The sequence below is a fragment of the Pseudomonas fluorescens genome, from assembly GCF_030344995.1.
Taxonomy (GTDB): domain Bacteria; phylum Pseudomonadota; class Gammaproteobacteria; order Pseudomonadales; family Pseudomonadaceae; genus Aquipseudomonas; species Aquipseudomonas fluorescens_BF.
In genome coordinates, this window is sequence record NZ_CP128260.1 from 2,620,479 (window position 1) to 2,640,364 (window position 19,886).

The 19,886-nt window shown below is 56.5% G+C and carries 23 protein-coding genes and 1 pseudogene; 6 read left to right on the forward strand and 18 right to left on the reverse strand.

Annotation, left to right across the window (positions count from 1 at the left end):
* Positions 1-3 precede the first annotated feature (3 nt).
* Genes QR290_RS11825 through QR290_RS11850 form a run of 6 tightly spaced genes read right to left on the reverse strand, consistent with a single transcriptional unit; the run spans position 4 to position 6,459 of the window.
* Positions 4-1,596: a GumC family protein gene (locus QR290_RS11825; RefSeq protein WP_289204979.1), complete on the reverse strand. Its 1,593-nt coding sequence runs from the start codon at positions 1,594-1,596 to the stop codon at positions 4-6.
* A gap of 17 nt (positions 1,597-1,613) precedes the next feature.
* Positions 1,614-2,639 carry a polysaccharide biosynthesis/export family protein gene (locus tag QR290_RS11830; RefSeq protein WP_115077287.1) on the reverse strand — a complete coding sequence of 342 codons (1,026 nt, stop codon included), beginning with the start codon at positions 2,637-2,639 and terminating at the stop codon, positions 1,614-1,616.
* 21 nt (positions 2,640-2,660) lie between these two features.
* On the reverse strand, positions 2,661-3,308 hold the full coding sequence (locus QR290_RS11835; RefSeq protein WP_085698620.1) for a CpsD/CapB family tyrosine-protein kinase: 648 nt from the start codon (positions 3,306-3,308) through the stop codon (positions 2,661-2,663).
* Positions 3,308-4,054 (reverse strand): sugar transferase, encoded by a 747-nt coding sequence (locus QR290_RS11840; protein ID WP_115077289.1) that lies wholly within the window; start codon positions 4,052-4,054, stop codon positions 3,308-3,310. The genes QR290_RS11835 and QR290_RS11840 overlap by 1 nt, the downstream gene beginning before the upstream one ends.
* 18 nt (positions 4,055-4,072) lie before the next feature.
* A complete protein-coding gene (locus QR290_RS11845) occupies positions 4,073-5,110 on the reverse strand; it encodes an NAD-dependent epimerase (RefSeq protein ID WP_289204980.1) in 1,038 nt (345 codons plus the stop codon).
* Complete coding sequence (locus tag QR290_RS11850; protein WP_085698623.1) at positions 5,107-6,459, reverse strand: UDP-glucose dehydrogenase family protein; 1,353 nt, start codon at positions 6,457-6,459, stop codon at positions 5,107-5,109. The genes QR290_RS11845 and QR290_RS11850 overlap by 4 nt, the downstream gene beginning before the upstream one ends.
* A gap of 391 nt (positions 6,460-6,850) precedes the next feature.
* Between QR290_RS11850 and QR290_RS11855 the strand changes: the two genes are divergently transcribed.
* From QR290_RS11855 to QR290_RS11875, 5 genes are all read left to right on the forward strand, one after another.
* Positions 6,851-8,548 (forward strand): sulfatase-like hydrolase/transferase, encoded by a 1,698-nt coding sequence (locus tag QR290_RS11855; RefSeq protein ID WP_289204981.1) that lies wholly within the window; start codon positions 6,851-6,853, stop codon positions 8,546-8,548.
* Between the two features lie 50 nt (positions 8,549-8,598).
* Positions 8,599-9,252 (forward strand): ABC transporter ATP-binding protein, encoded by a 654-nt coding sequence (locus tag QR290_RS11860; protein ID WP_064595239.1) that lies wholly within the window; start codon positions 8,599-8,601, stop codon positions 9,250-9,252.
* 20 nt (positions 9,253-9,272) lie between these two features.
* Positions 9,273-11,720, forward strand: a complete 2,448-nt coding sequence (locus QR290_RS11865) for an FtsX-like permease family protein (RefSeq protein WP_435875095.1) — start codon at positions 9,273-9,275, stop codon at positions 11,718-11,720.
* Positions 11,710-12,801 (forward strand): lipocalin-like domain-containing protein, encoded by a 1,092-nt coding sequence (locus QR290_RS11870; RefSeq protein WP_289204983.1) that lies wholly within the window; start codon positions 11,710-11,712, stop codon positions 12,799-12,801. The genes QR290_RS11865 and QR290_RS11870 overlap by 11 nt, the downstream gene beginning before the upstream one ends.
* A gap of 113 nt (positions 12,802-12,914) precedes the next feature.
* A complete protein-coding gene (locus QR290_RS11875) occupies positions 12,915-13,493 on the forward strand; it encodes a hypothetical protein (protein WP_289205284.1) in 579 nt (192 codons plus the stop codon).
* Between the two features lie 328 nt (positions 13,494-13,821).
* On the opposite strand, the gene QR290_RS11880 is transcribed toward QR290_RS11875, so the two are convergent.
* Entirely contained in the window at positions 13,822-14,643 is an 822-nt protein-coding gene (locus QR290_RS11880; protein WP_289204984.1) for a glycosyltransferase family 2 protein, read from the reverse strand.
* A 161-nt stretch (positions 14,644-14,804) separates the two neighbouring features.
* Between QR290_RS11880 and QR290_RS11885 the strand changes: the two genes are divergently transcribed.
* Entirely contained in the window at positions 14,805-15,470 is a 666-nt protein-coding gene (locus tag QR290_RS11885; RefSeq protein ID WP_289204985.1) for a VanW family protein, read from the forward strand.
* Between the two features lie 57 nt (positions 15,471-15,527).
* Here QR290_RS11885 and QR290_RS11890 read toward each other — a convergent pair whose 3' ends face one another.
* From QR290_RS11890 to QR290_RS28740, 11 genes and pseudogenes are all read right to left on the reverse strand, one after another.
* The gene (locus QR290_RS11890; RefSeq protein WP_289204986.1) at positions 15,528-15,833 is read right to left on the reverse strand and encodes a hypothetical protein; all 306 of its coding nucleotides are present in this window, start codon (positions 15,831-15,833) and stop codon (positions 15,528-15,530) included.
* Between the two features lie 40 nt (positions 15,834-15,873).
* The gene (locus QR290_RS11895; protein ID WP_289204987.1) at positions 15,874-16,266 is read right to left on the reverse strand and encodes a hypothetical protein; all 393 of its coding nucleotides are present in this window, start codon (positions 16,264-16,266) and stop codon (positions 15,874-15,876) included.
* 114 nt (positions 16,267-16,380) lie between these two features.
* A complete protein-coding gene (locus QR290_RS11900) occupies positions 16,381-16,671 on the reverse strand; it encodes a hypothetical protein (RefSeq protein ID WP_289204988.1) in 291 nt (96 codons plus the stop codon).
* Between the two features lie 126 nt (positions 16,672-16,797).
* A complete protein-coding gene (locus QR290_RS11905; RefSeq protein WP_289204989.1) occupies positions 16,798-17,085 on the reverse strand; it encodes a barstar family protein in 288 nt (95 codons plus the stop codon).
* A 387-nt stretch (positions 17,086-17,472) separates the two neighbouring features.
* Entirely contained in the window at positions 17,473-17,859 is a 387-nt protein-coding gene (locus QR290_RS11910; RefSeq protein WP_289204990.1) for a hypothetical protein, read from the reverse strand.
* Between the two features lie 89 nt (positions 17,860-17,948).
* On the reverse strand, positions 17,949-18,344 hold the full coding sequence (locus QR290_RS11915; RefSeq protein ID WP_289204991.1) for a hypothetical protein: 396 nt from the start codon (positions 18,342-18,344) through the stop codon (positions 17,949-17,951).
* 97 nt (positions 18,345-18,441) lie between these two features.
* A complete protein-coding gene (locus tag QR290_RS11920; protein ID WP_115077303.1) occupies positions 18,442-18,834 on the reverse strand; it encodes an Imm50 family immunity protein in 393 nt (130 codons plus the stop codon).
* A complete protein-coding gene (locus QR290_RS11925) occupies positions 18,794-18,955 on the reverse strand; it encodes an HNH/endonuclease VII fold putative polymorphic toxin (protein WP_289205285.1) in 162 nt (53 codons plus the stop codon). The genes QR290_RS11920 and QR290_RS11925 overlap by 41 nt, the downstream gene beginning before the upstream one ends.
* Positions 18,956-19,027: 72 nt before the next feature.
* Positions 19,028-19,429 carry a hypothetical protein gene (locus QR290_RS11930; RefSeq protein ID WP_289204992.1) on the reverse strand — a complete coding sequence of 134 codons (402 nt, stop codon included), beginning with the start codon at positions 19,427-19,429 and terminating at the stop codon, positions 19,028-19,030.
* A complete protein-coding gene (locus QR290_RS11935) occupies positions 19,426-19,647 on the reverse strand; it encodes a polymorphic toxin type 47 domain-containing protein (protein WP_435875096.1) in 222 nt (73 codons plus the stop codon). The genes QR290_RS11930 and QR290_RS11935 overlap by 4 nt, the downstream gene beginning before the upstream one ends.
* Positions 19,624-19,866, reverse strand: a pseudogene (locus QR290_RS28740) (RHS repeat domain-containing protein); the annotation flags it as partial. The gene QR290_RS11935 and the pseudogene QR290_RS28740, both read right to left, overlap by 24 nt.
* Positions 19,867-19,886: the final 20 nt, after the last annotated feature.

The following is a 19,886-nucleotide window of genomic DNA, read 5'->3' on the forward strand; positions in this document are numbered from 1 at the left end:
TGTTCAATTGCGCACCCAGTGCACGAAGCTTGGCACGGTCCAGTTCTTGTGCGGATTGCTCGGTTGCGCGTTCTGGTCGTTGATCACCAGCAGCACCGGCAGGCCCAGTTCGTGACTGATTTGCGCCGGGTGTTTGAAGCGGTGATCGAAGAACTCACGCACGTAGACCAGTGCAATCGCCAGCAACAGACCGGTGAACAACCCGAACGGAATGATCAGCATCGGTTTGGGAAACGCTGCTTCGGTCGGCTCGAACGGTGGGCTCAACACCCGGGCGTTGGACAAGTCGTCGCTCAGCGAGCGGGTGGTGCTGCTTTCGGCAAAGCGCTGGGCGTAAGTCGAGAACGCGGCGTGCAGGGCATCGATTTCGGTGTCCATCTGCCGCAGCTTGCTCTGGGTCTGCTGCAACTCATGGATACGCGCCTTGAAGTCGGCGATGCGCGCGGTTTTCTGATCGATCACCTGCTGCACCACCGCCAGGTCGTTGGTGCGCTCCTGGATGCGGTTGCTCACCACTTTGAGGAACTGCTGACGGGTGCGGGCAATCTGCTCGCGGGTCAGCAGCATTGGCTCGCTGCCGGGCTGGAACACCGCCAGATCGTTCATGTAGCGGCTGACCTGAGTGGTCAGTTGCTCGCCAAGCTGTTTGATTTCCCGGTCTTCGAACGCCACGTTGTCCACGGTGGTGGTGAAGGTGTAGGGGAAGGTGTAGTCGTTGAGTTTGTTGTTGCTGGCGGCGGCCAGGCTGGTTTTCAGGTACTCCAGCCAGCGCTGGCTTTGCAGCAGGCGGTCGCGGTACAGGTTCAGCGCTTGCTCTTCGGTGTTGATCGCGTTCAGACGGAAGGTGATTTCCTCCTTCGGATCCGACGCGCCGACGCTTTCCAGCAACGCCTGACGATTGCCCTCCAGACCATCGAGACGCACCTGATACAGATGCTTCTTGGTCTCGTAGAACGATTGCGGCAGGTCGATCGATTGCAGCGCCTGACGGCTCACCAGATAGTTTTGCAGCAGGGCCGAGACGAAGTTCGTGCCTTGATGCGGATCGGGAAAGCTGTAGACGATCGAGATCACGTTGGAGCCGGGCAGGGTCTCGATTTTCAGGCTGTCGATGGCTTGCTGGGTCAGCGCATCGAGCGCGGTGTCGCGCACCGGATCGGTTTCAAGCCCGAGGGTGTTGCGCACCGGGTTGATCACGTACTGGCGCAGCGGCGAGCTGACATAACGCTTGAACGGTTCGCCTACCAGTTTGCTGAACAGGCCCGGCGACGGGGTGTATTCGCCCTTGTCGCGCAGCTCGCTGATGGTCTGACGGATCAGCGCCGGCGAGCGCAGGATGTTGCTCTCGGTTTCCATGTCCGCCAGCGACGGCGGGATGAAGGTGGCGTTGTCCACGGTCAGCGACGTGGTGGCGTCGCCCTGTGAAAGTTTTTTCGACTGCACGATCACTTGAGCGGTGATATCGAAGCTCTGTTTGAGCAGCAGCGGCAGCACCAGCGCGATCACTGCAAAGATCAGGAAGACACGCTTCACCAGTTGCTTGTTGGCGAAGAAGATCCTGAAGAACTCATGCAGGTAGTTTTCCTTTGGATTCATGGTCGGTCACCTGAGAGTCAATTGTTATTGCTGTCTTTGTTGTCGACGCGGTAGCCGAAGCTGAAGCCCACGCCCTGGAACAGCACCACGTCGGCCAGTTGCCTTGCGAGCTCACCGGCGCTGGCCAGTTTGGTCTTCGGCACGTACAGCATGTCGTCCGGTTGCAGATAGGCGATTTGCGGCGCCTCGCCCGACAACGCTTTCTCGACGTCATAACGCACGGCCTGCACCTGATTGCCGTTGCGGCGCATGATCACCACCGAATCGAGCCGCGCCTTGACGTTGGTGCCGCGCGCCAGGGTCAGCGCCTCAAGCACCGACACTGGCCGGCGGATCGGGTAGGAGCCCGGCTGACCGACTTCACCCAGCACGTAGATCTCGTTGCCGGCGGTGGACTTGAGCAGCACGTCCACGGTCATCCGGCCCGGAAGTTGCGCGTACTTCTTGTTGAGGAAGGTTTCGAGCTGGTTGACGGTCATGCCTTGCAGCGGCACCGCGCCGATTTCCGGGAAGCTCGCGTAGCCGTCGGTGCCGACGGTGATCTCGCGGCTCATGCCGGTGGCCGGGTGGTTGAGGGCGCTTTTCAGATTCTGCTCGTTGGTCAGCGGGCTGATGATCTGCACCGTCAACTGATTGCGGTTGGGCTGGAACAGCTGTTTGCGTTGATAGGCGCGCTGGATTTCCTGCCGCGCTTCTTCGCTGGTCAGCCCGGCGATTTTCACCGAGGTGTTGGCACCCGGCAGTTCGATGGTGCCGTCCGGCAGCACCAACTGATTGCCGTTGAGCTGGCTGGCAGCGGTGAAGTTCAGGCCGATCTGGTCACCCGACTGCACGCGGTAAGCGTCCGAGCCGCTGGTGCTGATGTGGAAGATCACGTCCAGCACATCCTGCGGGCGCAGGGTCTGCTCGATCTTCGGCATGTCGGTGGCCTGGGCGTTGGCCGGGGTGGCGGTGAGAATGTTCACCGGCATGTTCTGGGTTTCGGAGGTGCTCGAGCAGCCTGCAAGCGGCAGCATCAGCAGCACAAGAATCCTGGCGTTCATGGCGTCATCCTTTGCGGTTGCTTACAGGTTTTTGTAGAGCCATTTGGGCATGTAGTACTTGCGTCGGTTGAACACGCTGCCGACCACTTTCGCCCCGGCCTGGGTCAAGCGCTGCACCGCCGCTTGCGCGACTTCCCAGCGGGTGTCTTCAGCGCGGACCACGAACACCACGCCGTCGACCTGGGTGCTGATGACCAGCGTGTCGGCAGCCGAATACACCGCGTCGCCGTCGATCACCACAAAGCGGTACTGGCTGCCCAGTTGATCGAGCAACGGGCTCAGGCGCTCGGCGGTCAGGTGTTCCATGGTGCGGATCGGCCGGCCGTTGGGCAGCACGTGGAACGGCAGGCTCGACACCTGCACCACGCAGTCCTGCAACAGTGGCGGATTGTCCGGATTGAACAGCAGGTCGCGCAGGCCGCGCTCCTTGCTCAGGTTCAGTTGCTGGGTGAGGTTGCTCGCCGACTGGCTGGCGTCGACATACAGCACCTGGCCGCTGCTCATCTGCGCCAGTTGACTGGCCAGTGCCAGCGCGCTGGTGGTGGTGCCGGCGCCGGGGTTGGCGGCGGTCAGGAACAGGATCCGCAGATCCAGGTCCAGCACGGTCGAAGTCAGGTTCGACTCGCTGGGGCTGGCAATGCTCAGGCTTTTGTTGGTTGAACCGTCCATTAGCTTGCTCCGTGGCCGCTGAATACTTTGAAGGGGGTTTTCAACAGAATCTTCAGATCAAGCAAAAGGCTCTGCTCGGCGATGTAGCTGAGGTCCAACTCAACGCGCTGGTCGAAGTCGATGTTGCTGCGTCCGGAGATCTGCCACAGGCCGGTCATGCCGGGGTAGATCGCCAGGCGGGCGAGGTGACTGTCCTTGTAGCGGTAGGCGTTGAACGAGGTCGGGCGAGGGCCGACCAGGCGCATGTCGCCGGTCACTACGTTGATCAGGTTGGGCAGTTCGTCGAGGCTGGTGCGCCGCAGGAAACCGCCGATCCCGGTGATGCGCGGGTCCTGGTCGATCTTGAAGTCGATGGCGTCGGCACCGTGCTTGTTCAGGTGGCGCAGCGACTCCTTGAGCTCTTCGGCGTTGGCGACCATGGTCCGGAACTTGTACATGCCGAACTTGCGGCCGCGATAACCGGTGCGTTTCTGCACGAACATCACCGGGCCTTTGCTGGTGAACTTGATGGCCAGCGCCAGACCGATCAGCAGCGGCGAAATCATCAGCAGAATCATCAGTGCGCCGAGGCAGGCCACCACCCGGTTGGTGCGCGACAGTTGCCACGGCCGGCCACCTTCGCGACCGGTCACCCAGCCCTGGCCCTGACGATGGATCGCCGCGTCGAGGCGCATTCGCTGTTCCGGATCCATGCGCTTGTCACGCACCAGATGTTGGATCGGTACACCTTTTTCATGTCCAGTCATGGAGTCCTCCGCTGATGGTCAGCCGCGTGCGGCGCGTGGGCGATAGGCAGTGGGGTAGTAATCGCGGAACCAGGCGATGAACCGCCCCAGTCCCTCATCCAGCTCGATCCGGGGCTGGAACCCGGTGGCCTGGGCCAGGTCGCTGGCTTCGGCGCAGGTGTTGAGTACGTCGCCCGGTTGCAGTGGCAGTAGCTCGACCACGGCTTTCTGGCCGAGGTGTTTTTCCAGCAGGGCGAGGTAGGTTTTCAGCTCGACCGGGTGCTGGCCGCCGATGTTGAACAGGCGCCACGGGGCCATGCTGCTGGCCGGGTCGGGTTGTTCGCGGTCCCACTCGGGATTGGCCCGGGGCGCGCGCTCGATCAGGCGCGCGATGCTTTCGATGATGTCGTCGATGTAGGTGAAATCGCGCTGATGCTCGCCGTAGTTGAACAGCCGCAGCGGTGAGCCTTCGCTGATCGCCTTGGCGAACTGGATCGGCGACATGTCCGGCCGGCCCCAGGGTCCGTACACCGTGAAAAACCGCAGCCCGGTGCAGGCAATGCCGAACAGATGGCTGTAACTGTGGGCCATCAATTCATTGGCTTTCTTGGTCGCGGCGTACAGCGACAGCGGGTGATTGACGCCGTCCTGCACCGAGTACGGCGTGTGCTGGTTGGCGCCGTACACCGAACTGGACGAGGCGTAGATCAGGTGCTCGACCGGGTGCCGGCGGCAGCACTCCAGGATGTTCAGGAAACCGTCGAGGTTGCTGTCCAGATAGGCCCGTGGATTTTCCAGCGAATAACGCACCCCGGCCTGCGCCGCGAGGTGCACCACGACTTGTGGCCGTTCGCGGACGAACAGCGCTTGCAGGGCCGATGCGTCCGCCAGGTCAATCGTGGCGAGCTGGAAGTCCCCGACCTGTTCCCGCACCCAGTCCACCCGATCGTGCTTGAGCTGCGGATCGTAGTAGCCGTTGAAGTTGTCCAGACCGATCACCTGATGCCCGTCGCGCACCAGCCGCAGCACGCAATGAGCACCAATGAACCCGGCCGCACCGGTGACGAGGATTTTCATGGCCGCAACCCGTCAGGCGCGATGTGGCGCAGACCGATGCCGCTGTAGTGCAGGCCGGCGGCTGCGACTTGTTCCGGGTTGTAGAGGTTGCGCCCGTCGATGATGACTTTGGAGCGCAGCTTGCTGGCCAGCAGCTCGAAATCCACCACGCGGAAATTTTTCCACTCGGTGCAGATCACCAGAGCATCGGCGTCTTCCAGAGTGTCGTCGCGGGTGGCGCACAGGTGCAGGTCATTGCGGTAACCGTAAATGCGCCGGCACTCGGACATTGCTTCCGGATCGTAGGCCTGCACGCTGGCGCCTTCGGCCCACAGCGCATCCATCAGATAACGGCTGGGGGCTTCGCGCATGTCATCGGTGTTCGGCTTGAACGCCAGGCCCCAGATCGCGATCGACTTGCCGGCCAGGCCTTGAGGGAATTGCGCCTTGAGTTTGCTGAACAGGATGTGCCGCTGGCTGTCGTTGACGTCGGTGACGCTGCGCAGCAGTTTGAGCGGCATGCCGTTGTGTTCGGCGGTGTGCAGCAGGGCGCGCAGGTCCTTGGGAAAGCACGAGCCGCCAAAACCGCAGCCGGGGTAGATGAAGTGATAGCCGATGCGCGGGTCGGAACCGATGCCCTTGCGCACCGCTTCGATGTCGGCGCCGAGCAGTTCGGTAAGGTTGGCTAGCTCGTTCATGAAACTGATGCGGGTGGCGAGCATCGCGTTGGCCGCGTACTTGGTCAGCTCGGCGCTGCGGTTGTCCATGAACATCAGTTTTTCGTGGTTGCGGCAGAACGGCGCGTACAGCTCGCTCATCTGCTCGCGGGCCAGATCGTCGCGGGTGCCGACGATGATCCGGTCCGGACGCATGCAGTCGGCGAGGGCGCTGCCTTCCTTGAGAAATTCGGGGTTGGACACCACCCGAACCGCCAGAGCGCTTTTGCCGCGCCGTTGCAGTTCTTCTTCAGCGGTGTGCAGCACCTGATCCGCCGTGCCGACCGGCACCGTGGATTTGATGATCAGCGTGCGGTCGTCCTCCATGAAGCTTGCGATCTGCCGCGCCACGTTGAGCACATGGCTGAGGTCGGCGGAGCCGTCTTCGTCGGCTGGCGTGCCCACGGCGATGAAGATCAGTCCGGCATGTTCCACCGCATCGCTGGCCTGGGTGCTGAATAACAAACGCCCGGCCTTGATGTTTTCTTCCAAAGTTGCCGAAAGACCCGGTTCGCTAATAGGCGGTACTGCCTGTTGCAGTTGTTTAATCTTGTTCGGGTCTATATCGACGCACAATACGCGATGTCCGACATCGGCAAGTGCGGCTGCTTGTATCAGGCCAACATAGCCCGTACCAAATACGCTCACGTCCATATTGGCGTGCCTCGTAAGACGGTGATGGAAGATCGAAATTGAACTGTCAAAAGGGGTATAGCGCAGCGTGGGAAAAGCGTGTCAGCAAAATGACATGTTGCAGGTGTATAACACCCCCAGTTTTGGGGGCGAATGGCCATCAAGTGCTTGCTGTAGATGGATTTGTCCCGTCCTTGACATGTTTTTCACAATTCGAAGAAAACGATAAACGGTCGTAGGCCGCGAAATTCAAGGGTTTTAACGACTTGGGTGTGTCAGATTTGAGTCAACATTTTTTTGACGCTTTTTGATTATGTCCGACATTTCTTGCGCTTTGATGGCCCGGTGCTAGTGTCAGGTTTTGACCGACAAACCCTTGACAATGTCTCGTCGGACGCCCCCCGGAATCGCCATGTTTCGATATCTGAAAGAACTGCTTTTAATTATTTATCTGCTGCTTTATTTCGAATATTACCTTGACCGCTTAAATGCGATGGGTATGGGGCTGGCAGTACTTCTTTTTGGCGCGATGTTTTTGACGCTAACGTTTGCGTTATTACTAACGGCCTATATACGTCAGAATTTCATTCGGCATTTGTTCGCATTGACAATGTTTGTTTCGGCGGTGTTCTTCGATGTTTATACGAGGGTGACCGCCGATTACCTGACCTACAGCAGTTTCGTCTCGCTGGTGTACTCCGGCGGCTTCATCCAGGAAGCGGCGTATCAGTATCGAGGGGCGATCATCCACGGGCTGCTCAACGGGTTGTTGCTGTTGTTCGGGATCGGTCTCAAGCCACGACACGCGATTGCGGTACCCAATGCCTTGCGGATCGCCGCGCCGCTGTGCGGTGTGTTGCTGCTCAGCGCCGTGTTGTTCGTGCGGGCCGGCGAGGGCGCGCGGGGACTGCCGATCATGTATACGCCGCTGGCCTACCTGAACCTGTTCGGCTACGAAGCGCTGCACAACACCGTCGGTCCGCGTGAGCCGGTGACCCTGGCGCGCAATGGCCCGGCGGTCGGCCATGACATCGTGCTGATCATCGACGAGAGCATTTCCGGCAATTACCTGGACATCAACGCGCCGTTCGGCGTGCACAGCAACCTCAAGCAAGCGCACCCAGGTGTCGAGATCTTCAATTACGGCTATGCGGCGTCCATCGCCAATTGCAGCGCCGACACCAACATCACCCTGCGCTACGGCGGCACCCGCGCCGACTACATGCGCATCAACAGCACGCTGCCGTCGATCTGGCAGTACGCCAAAAAGGCCGGCATGCGCACGGTCTACATCGACGCTCAGCGCACCGGCGGCAACCTGCAGAACCTGATGAACGACGCCGAGAAAAAGGACATCGACGAATTCGTGCAATTCGACCAGACCAGCGTGCGCGACCGCGACATGGCTGCCGCCGCCAAACTGATCGAGCTGCTCAACGACGACAAGCCGGAGCTTGTGTTGATCAACAAGGTCGGGGCGCATTTTCCGGTGCACGACAAATACCCCGACGCCTTCATGGCCTACCGCCCGACCTTGCCCCGCGGGCAGTTCACGGAAGTCGCCGATACCGGCGAACGCACTGGTTTCAACGGCCAGCCGGATGACTGGGTGCTGTATCGCAACGCCTACAAGAACACCGTGCTGTGGAATGTCGGCGAGTTTTTCTCGCGGGTGTTTGCCCAGGCCAATCTGAACAACGCGTTGCTGATCTACACCTCCGACCACGGCCAGGATTTGCACGAACGCGGCAATCCGGGACTCAACACCCACTGCGGCGGCGATCCGGTGGAGGAAGAAGGACTGGTGCCGCTGGTGGTGATTCAGGGCGATCAGTTGCAGACGCTCGACTGGTCGGCGCAACTGGCGGCGAACAAGAACCGCTCCAGTCACTACAACATCTTCCCGACACTCTTGCAGTTGATGGGCTACGACCTGCCGGGGATCGAAGCGGTGTACGGCAAACCACTGAGCGTGGCGACGGCGGACGAATTCACCTTCAACTACCGCTTCAACGCGCGGCTGGGGGCCAAACCCGAGTGGAAACACATCGACCTGAACAGCATCGTGACGCCGGGTGAGGCGCCGACGAGTGTGGCGGTGGGTCAGTAACGCGTCGCTATCCGCTATCCTTGGCCGACACGGATCGATCGGATGGCGGCATGCTCCAGGTTCAAAACGTCTTCAAAAGCTACCTCACCCCGCAAGGCCCGTTGCCGGTGCTGCAAGGCATCGACCTGACGCTCAGGCCCGGCAGCAGCCTGGCGCTGATGGGCGAGTCGGGCAGCGGCAAGAGCACGCTGCTGCACCTGATCGCCGGGCTCGACAAAGTCGACAGCGGCAGCATCAGCAGCGGCGAACATCGGCTGGACCGGATGAACGAGGCGCAACTGGCCAACTGGCGGCGCACCGAAATCGGTCTGGTGTTCCAGCAGTACAACCTGATCGGCAGCCTGCGGATCGAAGACAATCTGGCGTTTCAGGCGCGGCTCGCCGGGCGGCATGACCCGCGCTGGCAGCATCATCTGGTGCAGCGTCTGGGGCTGGGCGAATTGCTCAAGCGCTATCCCGAACAACTCTCCGGCGGCCAACAACAACGAGTCGCGCTCGGTCGGGCGCTGGCCGCGCAACCGAAACTGCTGCTGGCCGACGAGCCCACCGGCAGCCTCGACGAAGCAACCAGCGACGAGGTGCTGCGACTGTTGCTGGAATTGCTCGATGACACTCCGACCACCTTGCTGATGGTCACGCATAGTCAACGCGTGGCGGCGCGGCTGGCGGAGCGCGTGGTGTTGTCCAGCGGTCGGCTGACGTGAAGGTTTTCCGCCACGCAATGATGGCGCTGCTCAGTCACTGGCGACGCCATCCGGTGCAGTTTTTCAGCGTGCTAACCGGATTGTGGCTGGCCACCAGTCTGTTGACCGGGGTCGAAGCACTCAACAGTCAGGCGCGGGACAGTTATGCCCGGGCCAGCCAGTTGATCGGCGGCGAACCCCAGGCCAGCCTCAGCACGCCGAACGGCGCGACGTTCCCGCAACAATGGTTCGTTGACCTGCGGCGTCTGGGCTGGCCGGTGTCGCCGGTGCTGCAAGGGCGGCTGATTCTTAAAGACCATGAAAACCAACGCCTGCAATTGATGGGCATCGAGCCCGTCTCGTTGCCCGGCGACAGCGCGATCGCCGGGCAGGCGATGCCGATCGAGCGCATCGTCGAATTCTTCAGCCCGCCGGGCAGCACCTGGATTTCTCCCGAAACCTTGCGGGCGCTGAACCTCACCGAGGGCGTGACTCCGAGTACGGAATCAGGTCAGACATTGCCGCCGCTGCGGGCGCAAGCCGACATGGCTCCCGGCGTGTTGCTGGTGGATATTGGTGTTGCTCAGCGCGTGCTCGAACAACCTGATCAACTGTCGCGTCTGCTGTTACCGAAGGATTTTCACGCCGACGTCCCGGCAGCATTCAAGGCTCAGTTGCAGCTCAAAAGCAGTGGCGAGGAAAACAACCTGGCGCGACTGACCGAGAGCTTCCACCTCAACCTCGATGCCCTCGGGTTTCTCTCGTTCATCGTCGGTTTGTTCATTGTTCACGCGGCTATCGGTCTGGCGCTGGAGCAGCGCCGGGGACTGCTGCGCACCTTGAGGGCCTGCGGGGTCAGCGCGCGGATGCTGATCGCTTGCCTGATCGTCGAACTCGGCGCACTGGCGTTGATCGGCGGGTTGTTCGGCGTGGTCAGCGGTTACTGGTTGGCGAGCGTGCTGTTGCCGGACGTCGCCGCCAGCCTGCGCGGTCTGTACGGCGCGGAAGTGGCGGGGCAGTTGCGCCTGAGCCCGTGGTGGTGGTTCAGCGGCATCGGTTTGAGTTTGCTCGGCGGGTTGCTGGCCGGGGCCAACAGTCTGTTGCGGGCGGCGCGTCTGCCGTTGCTGGCGGTGGCGGATCCTCAGGCCTGGCATCAGCAACATGCGCGCTGGTTGCGGCGTCAGGGGTGGGTGGCCGGCGTATGTGCAGCGATTGCGTTGGCGGCGCTGGTGTGGGGCAACAGCCTGGCCAGCGGTTTTGTGTTGATGGCGGGGCTGTTGCTTGGTGCCGCGCTGGCATTGCCGGTGTTGCTCAGTGCGCTGCTCAACGGTTTGCTTGGGCGCAGCCGCTCGGTGCTCGGGCAGTGGTTTCTCGCCGATTGCCGCCAGCAATTGCCGGCGCTGAGTCTGGCGTTGATGGCGCTGCTGCTGGCGATGGCGGCGAACATCGGCGCCGGCAGCATGACCGCCGGTTTCCGCCAGACCTTCAATGACTGGCTCGAACAACGACTCACCGCCGAGCTTTACCTGAACCCGAGCAACCCGGCGCAGGCGCGAGAGTTGTACACCTGGCTCAAACAGCAACCGAACGTTACGGCGATCATGCCCAACTGGCAGGTTTCGGTGACACTGCAAGGCTGGCCGGCGGACGTGTTCGGGATCATCGATCATCCGCACTATCGCCAGCACTGGCCGTTGCTCGAAGCGCGGGGCGATGACCCGTGGGCGGCGCTGGCCAAGGACGATGCGGTGATGCTCAGCGAACAACTGGCGCGTCGCCTGAAAGTCACGCCGGGCGATCACCTGACGATCCCCACGCCGGGCGGGTCATGGTCGCCGCGCATCGTCGGCATTTACGCCGACTACGGCAATCCCAAGGGCCATGTGCTGGTCAACAGCAATCACCTGCTGCGCGGCTGGCCGCAGCTGACGCCAAACCGCTTCAACCTGCGCATCGACCCGCCGAACATCCCGGCGTTGCTCACGGCCTTGCAGGCACGCTTCCAGCTTGATGACAGCCGGATCGTCGATCAGGCGCGGCTCAAGGGCTGGTCGGTGCAAGTCTTCGAACGCACCTTCGCCGCGACTGCCGCGCTGAATAGCCTGACGCTGGCCGTCGCCGGCGTGGCGCTGTTCATCAGCCTGCTGACCCAGAGTCAGAGCCGTCTCGGCCAGCTCGCACCGTTGTGGGCGCTGGGCGTGACGCGGCGGCAATTGATGCTGCTCAACCTCGGGCAAACGTGGTTGTTGGCGCTGCTGACGCTGGTGCTGGCCTTGCCGTTGGGCATCGGTTTGGCGTGGTGCCTGGACGCGGTGATCAACGTTCAGGCCTTTGGCTGGCGTCTGCCGCTGCGGGTGTTTCCATTGCAGTTGCTGCAACTGATGGGGCTGGCGCTGCTGGCGACGTTGCTGGCTTCGGCGTGGCCGCTGTATTCGCTGTACCGCACGCAACCGGCGGACCTGCTGAGGACGTTTGCCCATGAGGACTAGGTTTGCGGTGGTGTTTCTGGCGGTTTTTCTGGCGGTTTTTCTGGCGTTGTTGCTCAGTGGTTGCGACAACCCCGCACCGGAACAGAAGGGGTTTGCCGGGATGGGCGCTCAGGCGCAGGCCTTCACGACGGTGGTGCCGGGGCGGGTTTTCAGCTTCCCGGCGGATCACGGCGCCCATGACGGTTTTCGGATTGAATGGTGGTACGTGACGGCCAATCTCAAGGATGCGCAGGGCAACGACTTCGGCGTGCAGTGGACGTTGTTTCGCAGCGCCCTGAATGCCTCGCCGCAGCAGCCGGGCTGGGCCAACCAGACGATCTGGCTCGGGCATGCGGCGGTGACATCCGCCAGCGTCCACCACGCCGCCGAGCGTTACGCCCGTGGCGGGGTCGGGCAGGCCGGGGTGCGTGCGGCGCCGTTCGAGGCGTGGATCGACGACTGGCGTTTCGTCAGCCAGGCAAGCGATCCGCTGGCCGACCTGCAACTCAGCGCCCGGGACAAGAACTTCAGCTACCAGCTGCGCCTGACCTCCAGCCGCCCGCTGGTGCTGCAAGGCGACAAGGGTTTCAGCCAGAAATCCGAACAGGGCCAGGCGTCTTATTACTACAGTCAGCCGTTTTTCCAGGCCAGCGGCACCCTGCAGATCGACGGCCAGACCTACACCGTCAACGGCCCGGCGTGGCTTGATCGCGAGTGGAGCAGCCAGCCGCTGACCGCCAACCAGACGGGCTGGGACTGGTTCTCCCTGCATCTGGACGGCGGCGAACACGTCATGCTCTACCGCATGCGCCAGAAGGAAGGCGCGCCATATCTCACCGGTACATGGATTGCCGCCGATGGCCAGACCGAAACCCTGCACGCCAACCAGATCAAGCTGACCCCGCAGGACACTGCGAAGGTCGCCGGCCGTTCGATGCCGGTGCGCTGGTCGATCGGCATTCCGGAAAAAAACCTGCAGATCACCCTCGATGCAATCAACCCCGACGCCTGGATGAACCTGCGCATTCCCTATTGGGAAGGGCCGGTGCGCCTGAGCGGCAACCGGGGCGGGCAGGGTTATCTGGAGATGACCGGGTACTGATTGACCCGGATCGAGGAGCAACGGCCGATCAGCGTCTATGCTCCTTGGCACGCCCGGTGCCGAGACCGATTCGGCGCCGGGTGCTGCCATCCATCACAGGGAAAGTATTGCTTATGAAGCTCCAAGCACTGACGCACGCCATTGCACTTGCCACTGTTCTGTCCGCTTCCACTGCGTTCGCTGCCGATATTCCTTTGTCGGCGGCTGTCGAGAAGGATCAGGTCACCACCAAAGTGCTGGCAGTTGATCCGGCCAATCATCAGGTTGTCCTTGAAGGCGAAGAAGGTCGCCAGGTGCACGTTCAGCTCAGCGACAAGGCGAAAAACCTCGCCAATCTCAAGGTTGGTGATCAAGTTCAAATCGAGGTGACACGTTCGGTCGCGGCTTTCCTCGACACTGACGTGGATAAAGGTCTGCCTGGCTCCACCGAGCGCACCGGTGAACTGCGCAACGCCGTGGGCAGCAGCAACCCCGGTGGCGAGGCCTTTCGCCAGGTTCAGGTGCAACTGAAAATCACCAAAATTGATTTGGAGAAAAACCAGGTCACTCTGGAAAACCCTTCGGGCCAATCGAAAACCCTCAACGTCGAAAAGCCTGAGATTCAGGCCAAACTGAAAAACCTGAAAGTCGGACAGAGCGTCATCGTCACTTACACCGATGTATTAAAAGTGACCAGTCAGCATGAAAGTTGAGTATTGACTCTACAGAATGACTGTTCTTGTACAAGTAATTGTATGAGAGCAGTCATATGAAGTATTCGAGGGTGGTGAATTCAGGAAGTTTGTCGGGAAATATCGGTGAGCAATATTCTTTAACTTTTTAGTACATAAATTTCATCTTCAATTAGCACGACATATCCGCCAACTTCCATTAAAATCCCTTCCGTTCGCCCAGTGTCAGGGCTCTTTACCGGTGCATGGATTGCCAGGCCATTACACTGGGCGAACACCTCCTCGGAGTAGAGGCCAAAGAATTCAGATGCAAAAAAGGGCGACTTTCAAGTCGCCCTTTTTAATTGTCTTACGATTTGGCAGGTCGCATGCCTTGTTGTAACTGAAGGCGCTTGAGCGTTTCCTGATACATGGTGGTGCGGCGGTGTTGTGTGCCGTATCCACCGATCGCGGCCACGGTGCCGGCCTGGATGTGATCGAGGTAGCGGAAGATCTTCCGTGGCGAGAGGCATTTGATGCCGTAGCCGAGGTTGCTTAAACGATCCTGCAGCGTGTAACCCGGGACCCGGTCGTCCATCGAAAAATGCAGCCCGTGAGCCTTGATCAGTCGTGCATTCCACAAGGTGCAGAAGCTTTTCAGGTGGGTTTCCCGGTAGGGTTTTGGATCTCGGGACGGCAACCCCAAGTGCTGTCTCGCCCGGCGGAAATAGTGTTTGAAGTAACGCGAAGACAAGCGCCAGGTGTCTCTAAGGACGCCGCGATCCAATTGCTCGACGCAACCGACCGCCGCTGTATCCAAAGATTGCATACACTCTTTCATCATCATCGAAAAGACAGTACTGTCAAAAACGAAAGTGTCGGTGTGCAGCAAAAACAGGTAATCGGTTTCAACTTTCGCAAGTGCCAGATCAAGTGCCTTGCCATGAGCAATATGCCCCGCTTCCTTGCCGGGTGACGGGCGCTCGATCAAGTTGATCCAGTCCAGAGACCGCAAGTAGATCAGGCTTTCATCGGCAGAATCGTTGTCCACCACCCACACCGGAATTTGATGATCCTTGACGTATTGCTGGAGAAACTCCAGGCACATCCGGGTTATTTCCGGCGTCTTGTAATTGACCAATACAAGACTGAAGGCCGGCAGTTGTTTCGAGGTGGAATCGATCGCAATCATGGTCTGGGCTCACTTCAAGTTGAAGGGTTCTGCTGACGGCAATCAGCACACAGAACCGCTGCTTTGTGGCCCGGATGGTAGGGACGCAACCTTAGTTGAAACTTAATTTTCGAGCGCCCGCGCCGCGCGACTTGTTACGGCTTGCGACACCGGCGAGGCGCTTGGCGATACTGATCCGCAAACTCGGCGACTCCGACCTCGCGCTGCAACACAACAAAGTCATCAACCTCAAACTCGCCGTCGCCGCCATCGACGGCGTCACCATCGCCCCCGGCGAATATTTCTCCTTCTGCCGCCTCGTCGGCCGCCCGACCCGCCAACGCGGCTACGTCGAAGGCATGGAACTCTCATTCGGCGAAGCCCGCACCGGCATCGGCGGCGGCATCTGCCAACTCAGCAACCTCATCCACTGGATGGCCATTCACTCCCCCCTGGTCGTCATCGAACGCGCCAACCACAGCTTCGACCCCTTCCCGGACCACGGCCGCGTCCTGCCATTCGGCTCCGGCGCGGCGATCTTCTACAACTACATCGACCTGGTACTGCACAACCCCACGGATCGCAGCTTTCAGCTGAAGCTGAAGGTGGGGGAGACGCAACTGGAGGGGGAGTTGTTGTGTGATCGGGAGCGGGCTTATCGGTATCACGTGTTCGAGGTGGGGCATCGGTTTGTGCGGGAGGGGGAGCGGGTGTATCGGGAGAATGAGATTTGGCGGGAGGTGAGGGAGAAGGGGCAGGTGGGGGCGTTGGTGGAGAGGGAGCGGTTGTATGGGAATCGGGTGGTGGTTAAGTATGAGGTTTTGGAGGGGATGATTGAGGGGGGATAGCGCTGATGTTGTCTCGGACAGTTGGTTTATTCCATATATCGGAAGCGTTTGTCGATTCTAGCTTTCCAGGTTTTTTAATATGTTCTCTAGCGCGATTTTCAGCTCTGCCCAGTTTTTGGCTTTTTCACAATGAGTAGGATTTTGCCAGTCTTGATTGCGGATTAGAGAGATTACGAAGGAACCGTATGTGCTGAATTCTGGATACCATCCGATATCGAGTATTTGGCCGCATGGGAAAGTCGCTTGAAAAAGGTCTTCCTTTAATCTTTCTATTTCGAGCGAAATATCGAGTGTTTGATCAAGCTGGGAAATGTCATCGAGAGTTATTTTGGCTCCGAGAGTGGTGATTTTGCTTGTGTTCATTTAGTAATATCCAAGGGGTATTTGAGGGGGGGAGCACTGCTCAGGTGTTGGTTGGGTAAAGGGTGATTTGAATAGCTGAAATCTCTATAAAGCTCGGAAAAATAAGATCTCTATTTTCGTTTTTTAGTGAGATGAGGATGATGGAGTTGCCGAATTGTAGCGAGCCGCATCCATCTTTGCTAATAGAAATCAGCTCTGCTGTTATATAGGTTGTTTCTGATTCGTGGCGAATTGATGGTGTGTTGCTCATTGATGTGGAGATGTTTTTACCCCAATAGAAATCATCATCAATATTTATTTCGACGTCATAGGAACGGTTTTCTATTGCCTCTAGAGTGAATAAGCTTGAAAGACCTTCTCCGTAAGGGGTGGAGAATTCAACTAGAGTCTTTTCTGTGTGGATTTTAACTATGCGCGATATTGTGATTTTCATGAGTTTATTAATCGGAGGGTTTTTGATGAGGTTTTTCTTTGATTGGAAAATCTAAAAATGCCCAATAGTTTTTAGAGTTGATCCCGAATTGTTGGAATAGCAGGGGGAGGTTGTCTAAGGCTTCCAAAATTGGATTCCTTCCATATGACGCTCAATATCGTCCATGTCATCTTCTCCGAGGGTTGAATCAAGTTTTGTAGAGATGATTTTTCTTACCTTCGCAAGTCTTTGAGTTACCTGCTCGTTGTCAATAAAATCGGTAGTCGCTTTTTGGTAATCGTTGACAGGCTTGTCGAAATAGTAGCTTCCGATCTTGTGCAGCGAAATCAAGATAAATTCAATTTCCGCTAGAGCCTCAAGGGCGTCCTCTCCATTGACTTCTATTGTTTTATTGCTTTCTAACATTGATCTTACCGTAAGTGAGACGATTTTTTTTCATGAAAAATTGACCGGTGGGAGAGGGTAGGTTTATTTTTCTTCGATGAAGAATAAATCTGTCAATTTTGGCCGTTTGCTTTGGCTTTCCAGTGGTTACTCTAGATAATAGTTAAACTTTTCCTCCAGTCCAAGGCTCTCGTCCTGTTGCTTTGTGCGTTCAAAGATTTTAATTATTTTGCTGAACGAATCTCCCATGTCTTTTTGAGAGGATTCAGAATCTTTCCATATTAAATCTATTGGGCGCTCCACGCCGGCGCTGAGTAAGTCCCATAAGGCATTGAGATTGTTTCCATAAAAATCCGTCACTGAAAAAGCAATGGCTATTTTTTCATGAAACTCTTGCTCTGATGAAATGGTTAAGCCGTCAAGTACTATCATCATCTTGAAAACTCACTTCCACGTTTCAATAGGATTAACGGAGTCGTAAGGGTTGCTAGTTATGAAAAGTGGGCGCAACCAATCAGACCGTCTCACCCATATATGTACAAAAGCTCGTTGATCAGTTTTAGTTCTTCATGCGTGCACTGAGAATTATTGTATCGTCGAATGTTTTCCAACACTCCCCTGATCGGGACTTGACGCGTTGGATCTTGGACTATTTCGATCAAGCGGTCGTAATCGGGATCTCTTCCTTTGAGATATTTTTCTATCAATTCTTTGAGTGCTATTCGAGACTCTAAGTCTGTTAGCAATATATCTTCTCCTGCAGAATGGTGGCTTCATCAGCTTTAACCACAGTGGGAAGCCCCTCTGATTGCAGTTTGGCTACTAGAGCGGGTATTCACAACGCCATGGCGTGGTGAACAGTTCTGGGTCTATATCGAGATTTTCAAGAAGGGCGTTGATTTCCGCTTCAGAGTTCATGGTTTCTATTTTTGCGATACTAATTTCTCGGTCGTCCACGCCATCGCTTGTTTCAAGTGTTTCGGTGGGGATTGTAAATATTACTAATGCATATCGGAAATTTTTTGATTGGTGGATAAATTTGTAATATTGATGTGGATCATTGGTAAAGGGGTATTTGTAGATGGCATATAATGAAATCCATTTTCTTATTGAATGGTTTTCGGACTCTAGCTCTTGCGCAATGTTGTTGTAGCCTGTTCCGTTGAGCCCGTTCCATACACTTCTTGGGATACATTTATGTGCTGTCATTTGCCCCTCGAACGCTTTTGAAAAGAGGACAGATTTATTTTGTTCAGTGAAAAGTAAATCTGTCCTCTTTTTGTTGACTTTTGCTGGGTTCAGTCTAGCGGGTACTCACAAGTCCATGGGGGGGTAAATAGCTCGGGGTTTATGTTGTTTTCATAAAGGAAAGAATTTATTTCTTCCTCTGTTTCCATGGTTTTGCACTTTGTGATTGTTGTGTCGTTGGCGCCAATGCTATCTCTTGTTTCGAGAAGGTGGATTGGGAGAGTGAATTCTATAATGACGTATTTAGATTTTTTTGCATACTCTAGGAACTTGTAGTAACTCTCTCCAGAAGATCTGTTTTCAAAGTTTAAATGATAAACAGCGTAGATTGCGATCCACTTCTTAAGTGACGCATCCTGCGAAGGTAGTTCCTGCGCAATCTCCGTATATGATTTTGCCTCCAAACCCCACCATGTTTTTCTAAGGATTGTCTTCTGGAAGCTCATTTTTGTTCTTCAAGTTAGCTGGGAAGGGCGCGGATTTATTTTTCGAAGAATAAATCTGCCCCGTTTTGATATTTATTCGTCCCCTTTGGTTTTTTGGTTATTCTGGGGCGTTCAAGTAAGCGGATGGGCCGCAAAGTAGCGGGTGTTTGGTAGTGAATTCAATTAATGAATTCTCACTGTATGCACTTACTCTGAATTTTTGTTCGTTGGATGTGATTTTGATTGTCATTTTTTCATGAGTGGGAATATTTTTTATTAAGAGGTCTTCGATGTTACTGCAATTTAAACCTATGCGGCAGGTGTTGAATCCAGATTGCTTCCATTTGGCTGGCGGTGCATCCGGGTAATCTGGAATATCAAACTCCATTATTATAACTGGTCTACTGTTGTCAATGCTTATGGAGAACAGTTCTATCTCCCCAATTGGGATGGGTGAGGTGAATGTCTTGTTAAAAAAAGTGCTTCCGTCTAATTCGTTCCAGGAATTCATCTTTTTCCTTGAAATAATAATGGTCTTTTGCACCAGGAGCCTTGCCTGTCCTCGTATTTTCAATTGGCCTGAGATTGAAGTGAGCCGTTTGGTCGCCTTTGTTTCCCTGAAAAAGAGACAGATTTACTTTCTTTAAAGAAAAATAAACCTGTCCCCTTCTTTAGTTCTTTTTGATTTTATTTTTTTGGGGGTATTAGTTTGGTTTTTTGCTGGTGTGTACGCAGTCGTGGTCATCCATGTATGTCAAGGTTTTAAAATTTTGACCTATTATCCAGAATGGGAAGCCAGTTGTTTCGAGTAGCAACGCTTTGAGGTCAGTAGAAGACTCTAGTTTCCAAGCGTGAGCTTTGTTGTCGTGAACTATTATAGTGGGATATCCAAGGTCGTCTATGGTGTCGACTTTTTTCCAGAATTCAGGATCATGCTTTTTTTCGGTGTTTTTCAAGAAGTATGGATCCAGCTTCTTCGCTGGGGAGGAGAAGAACTCGATCGTTAAATCGTTGATCAGGTTGGCTAGTTCAGTTTCGCTTAGTTTTTTATTTACTAGTTTTTGCTCTTCTAAGACAGAGTCTATTTCTTTTTCTAGGTAGTTCATTGCGGGTCTCCAATTCTCGCGCGTGATACAGGCACTGATTCTAATAAGATGTGTCCTCTAACTGCGCCGCCAGTACCGCGTTTTCCCGGCGTCTGGTATCCAACATGGGGGTCTGCGGGACCATCAGTGGAAGGAACAAGGCGAGGATCATCTACGAGTGAAAAGGGGACAGATTTATTTTCTTTAACGAAAAAATAAATCTGTCCCCTTTTTTCTATTTCAGTGAGCAGCAATCCTGCGTTGTCGTAGCGATAGCGCAATTGGCTGCCGTCGGAATTGATGCGGCGGCTGACCAGATGCAGGTTGTCGGCGTATTCGTAGCGGGTGATGCGGCCGAGCTCATCGCGTTCGGCGGTGACGCGTCCGTACGGGTTGTAGGTGAAAGCACGGGTGGCGCCGCCGGGGAGGGTGACCTGAGTCAAGCGGTCGACGGCGTCCCCTTTTCAGTCCCCTTTTC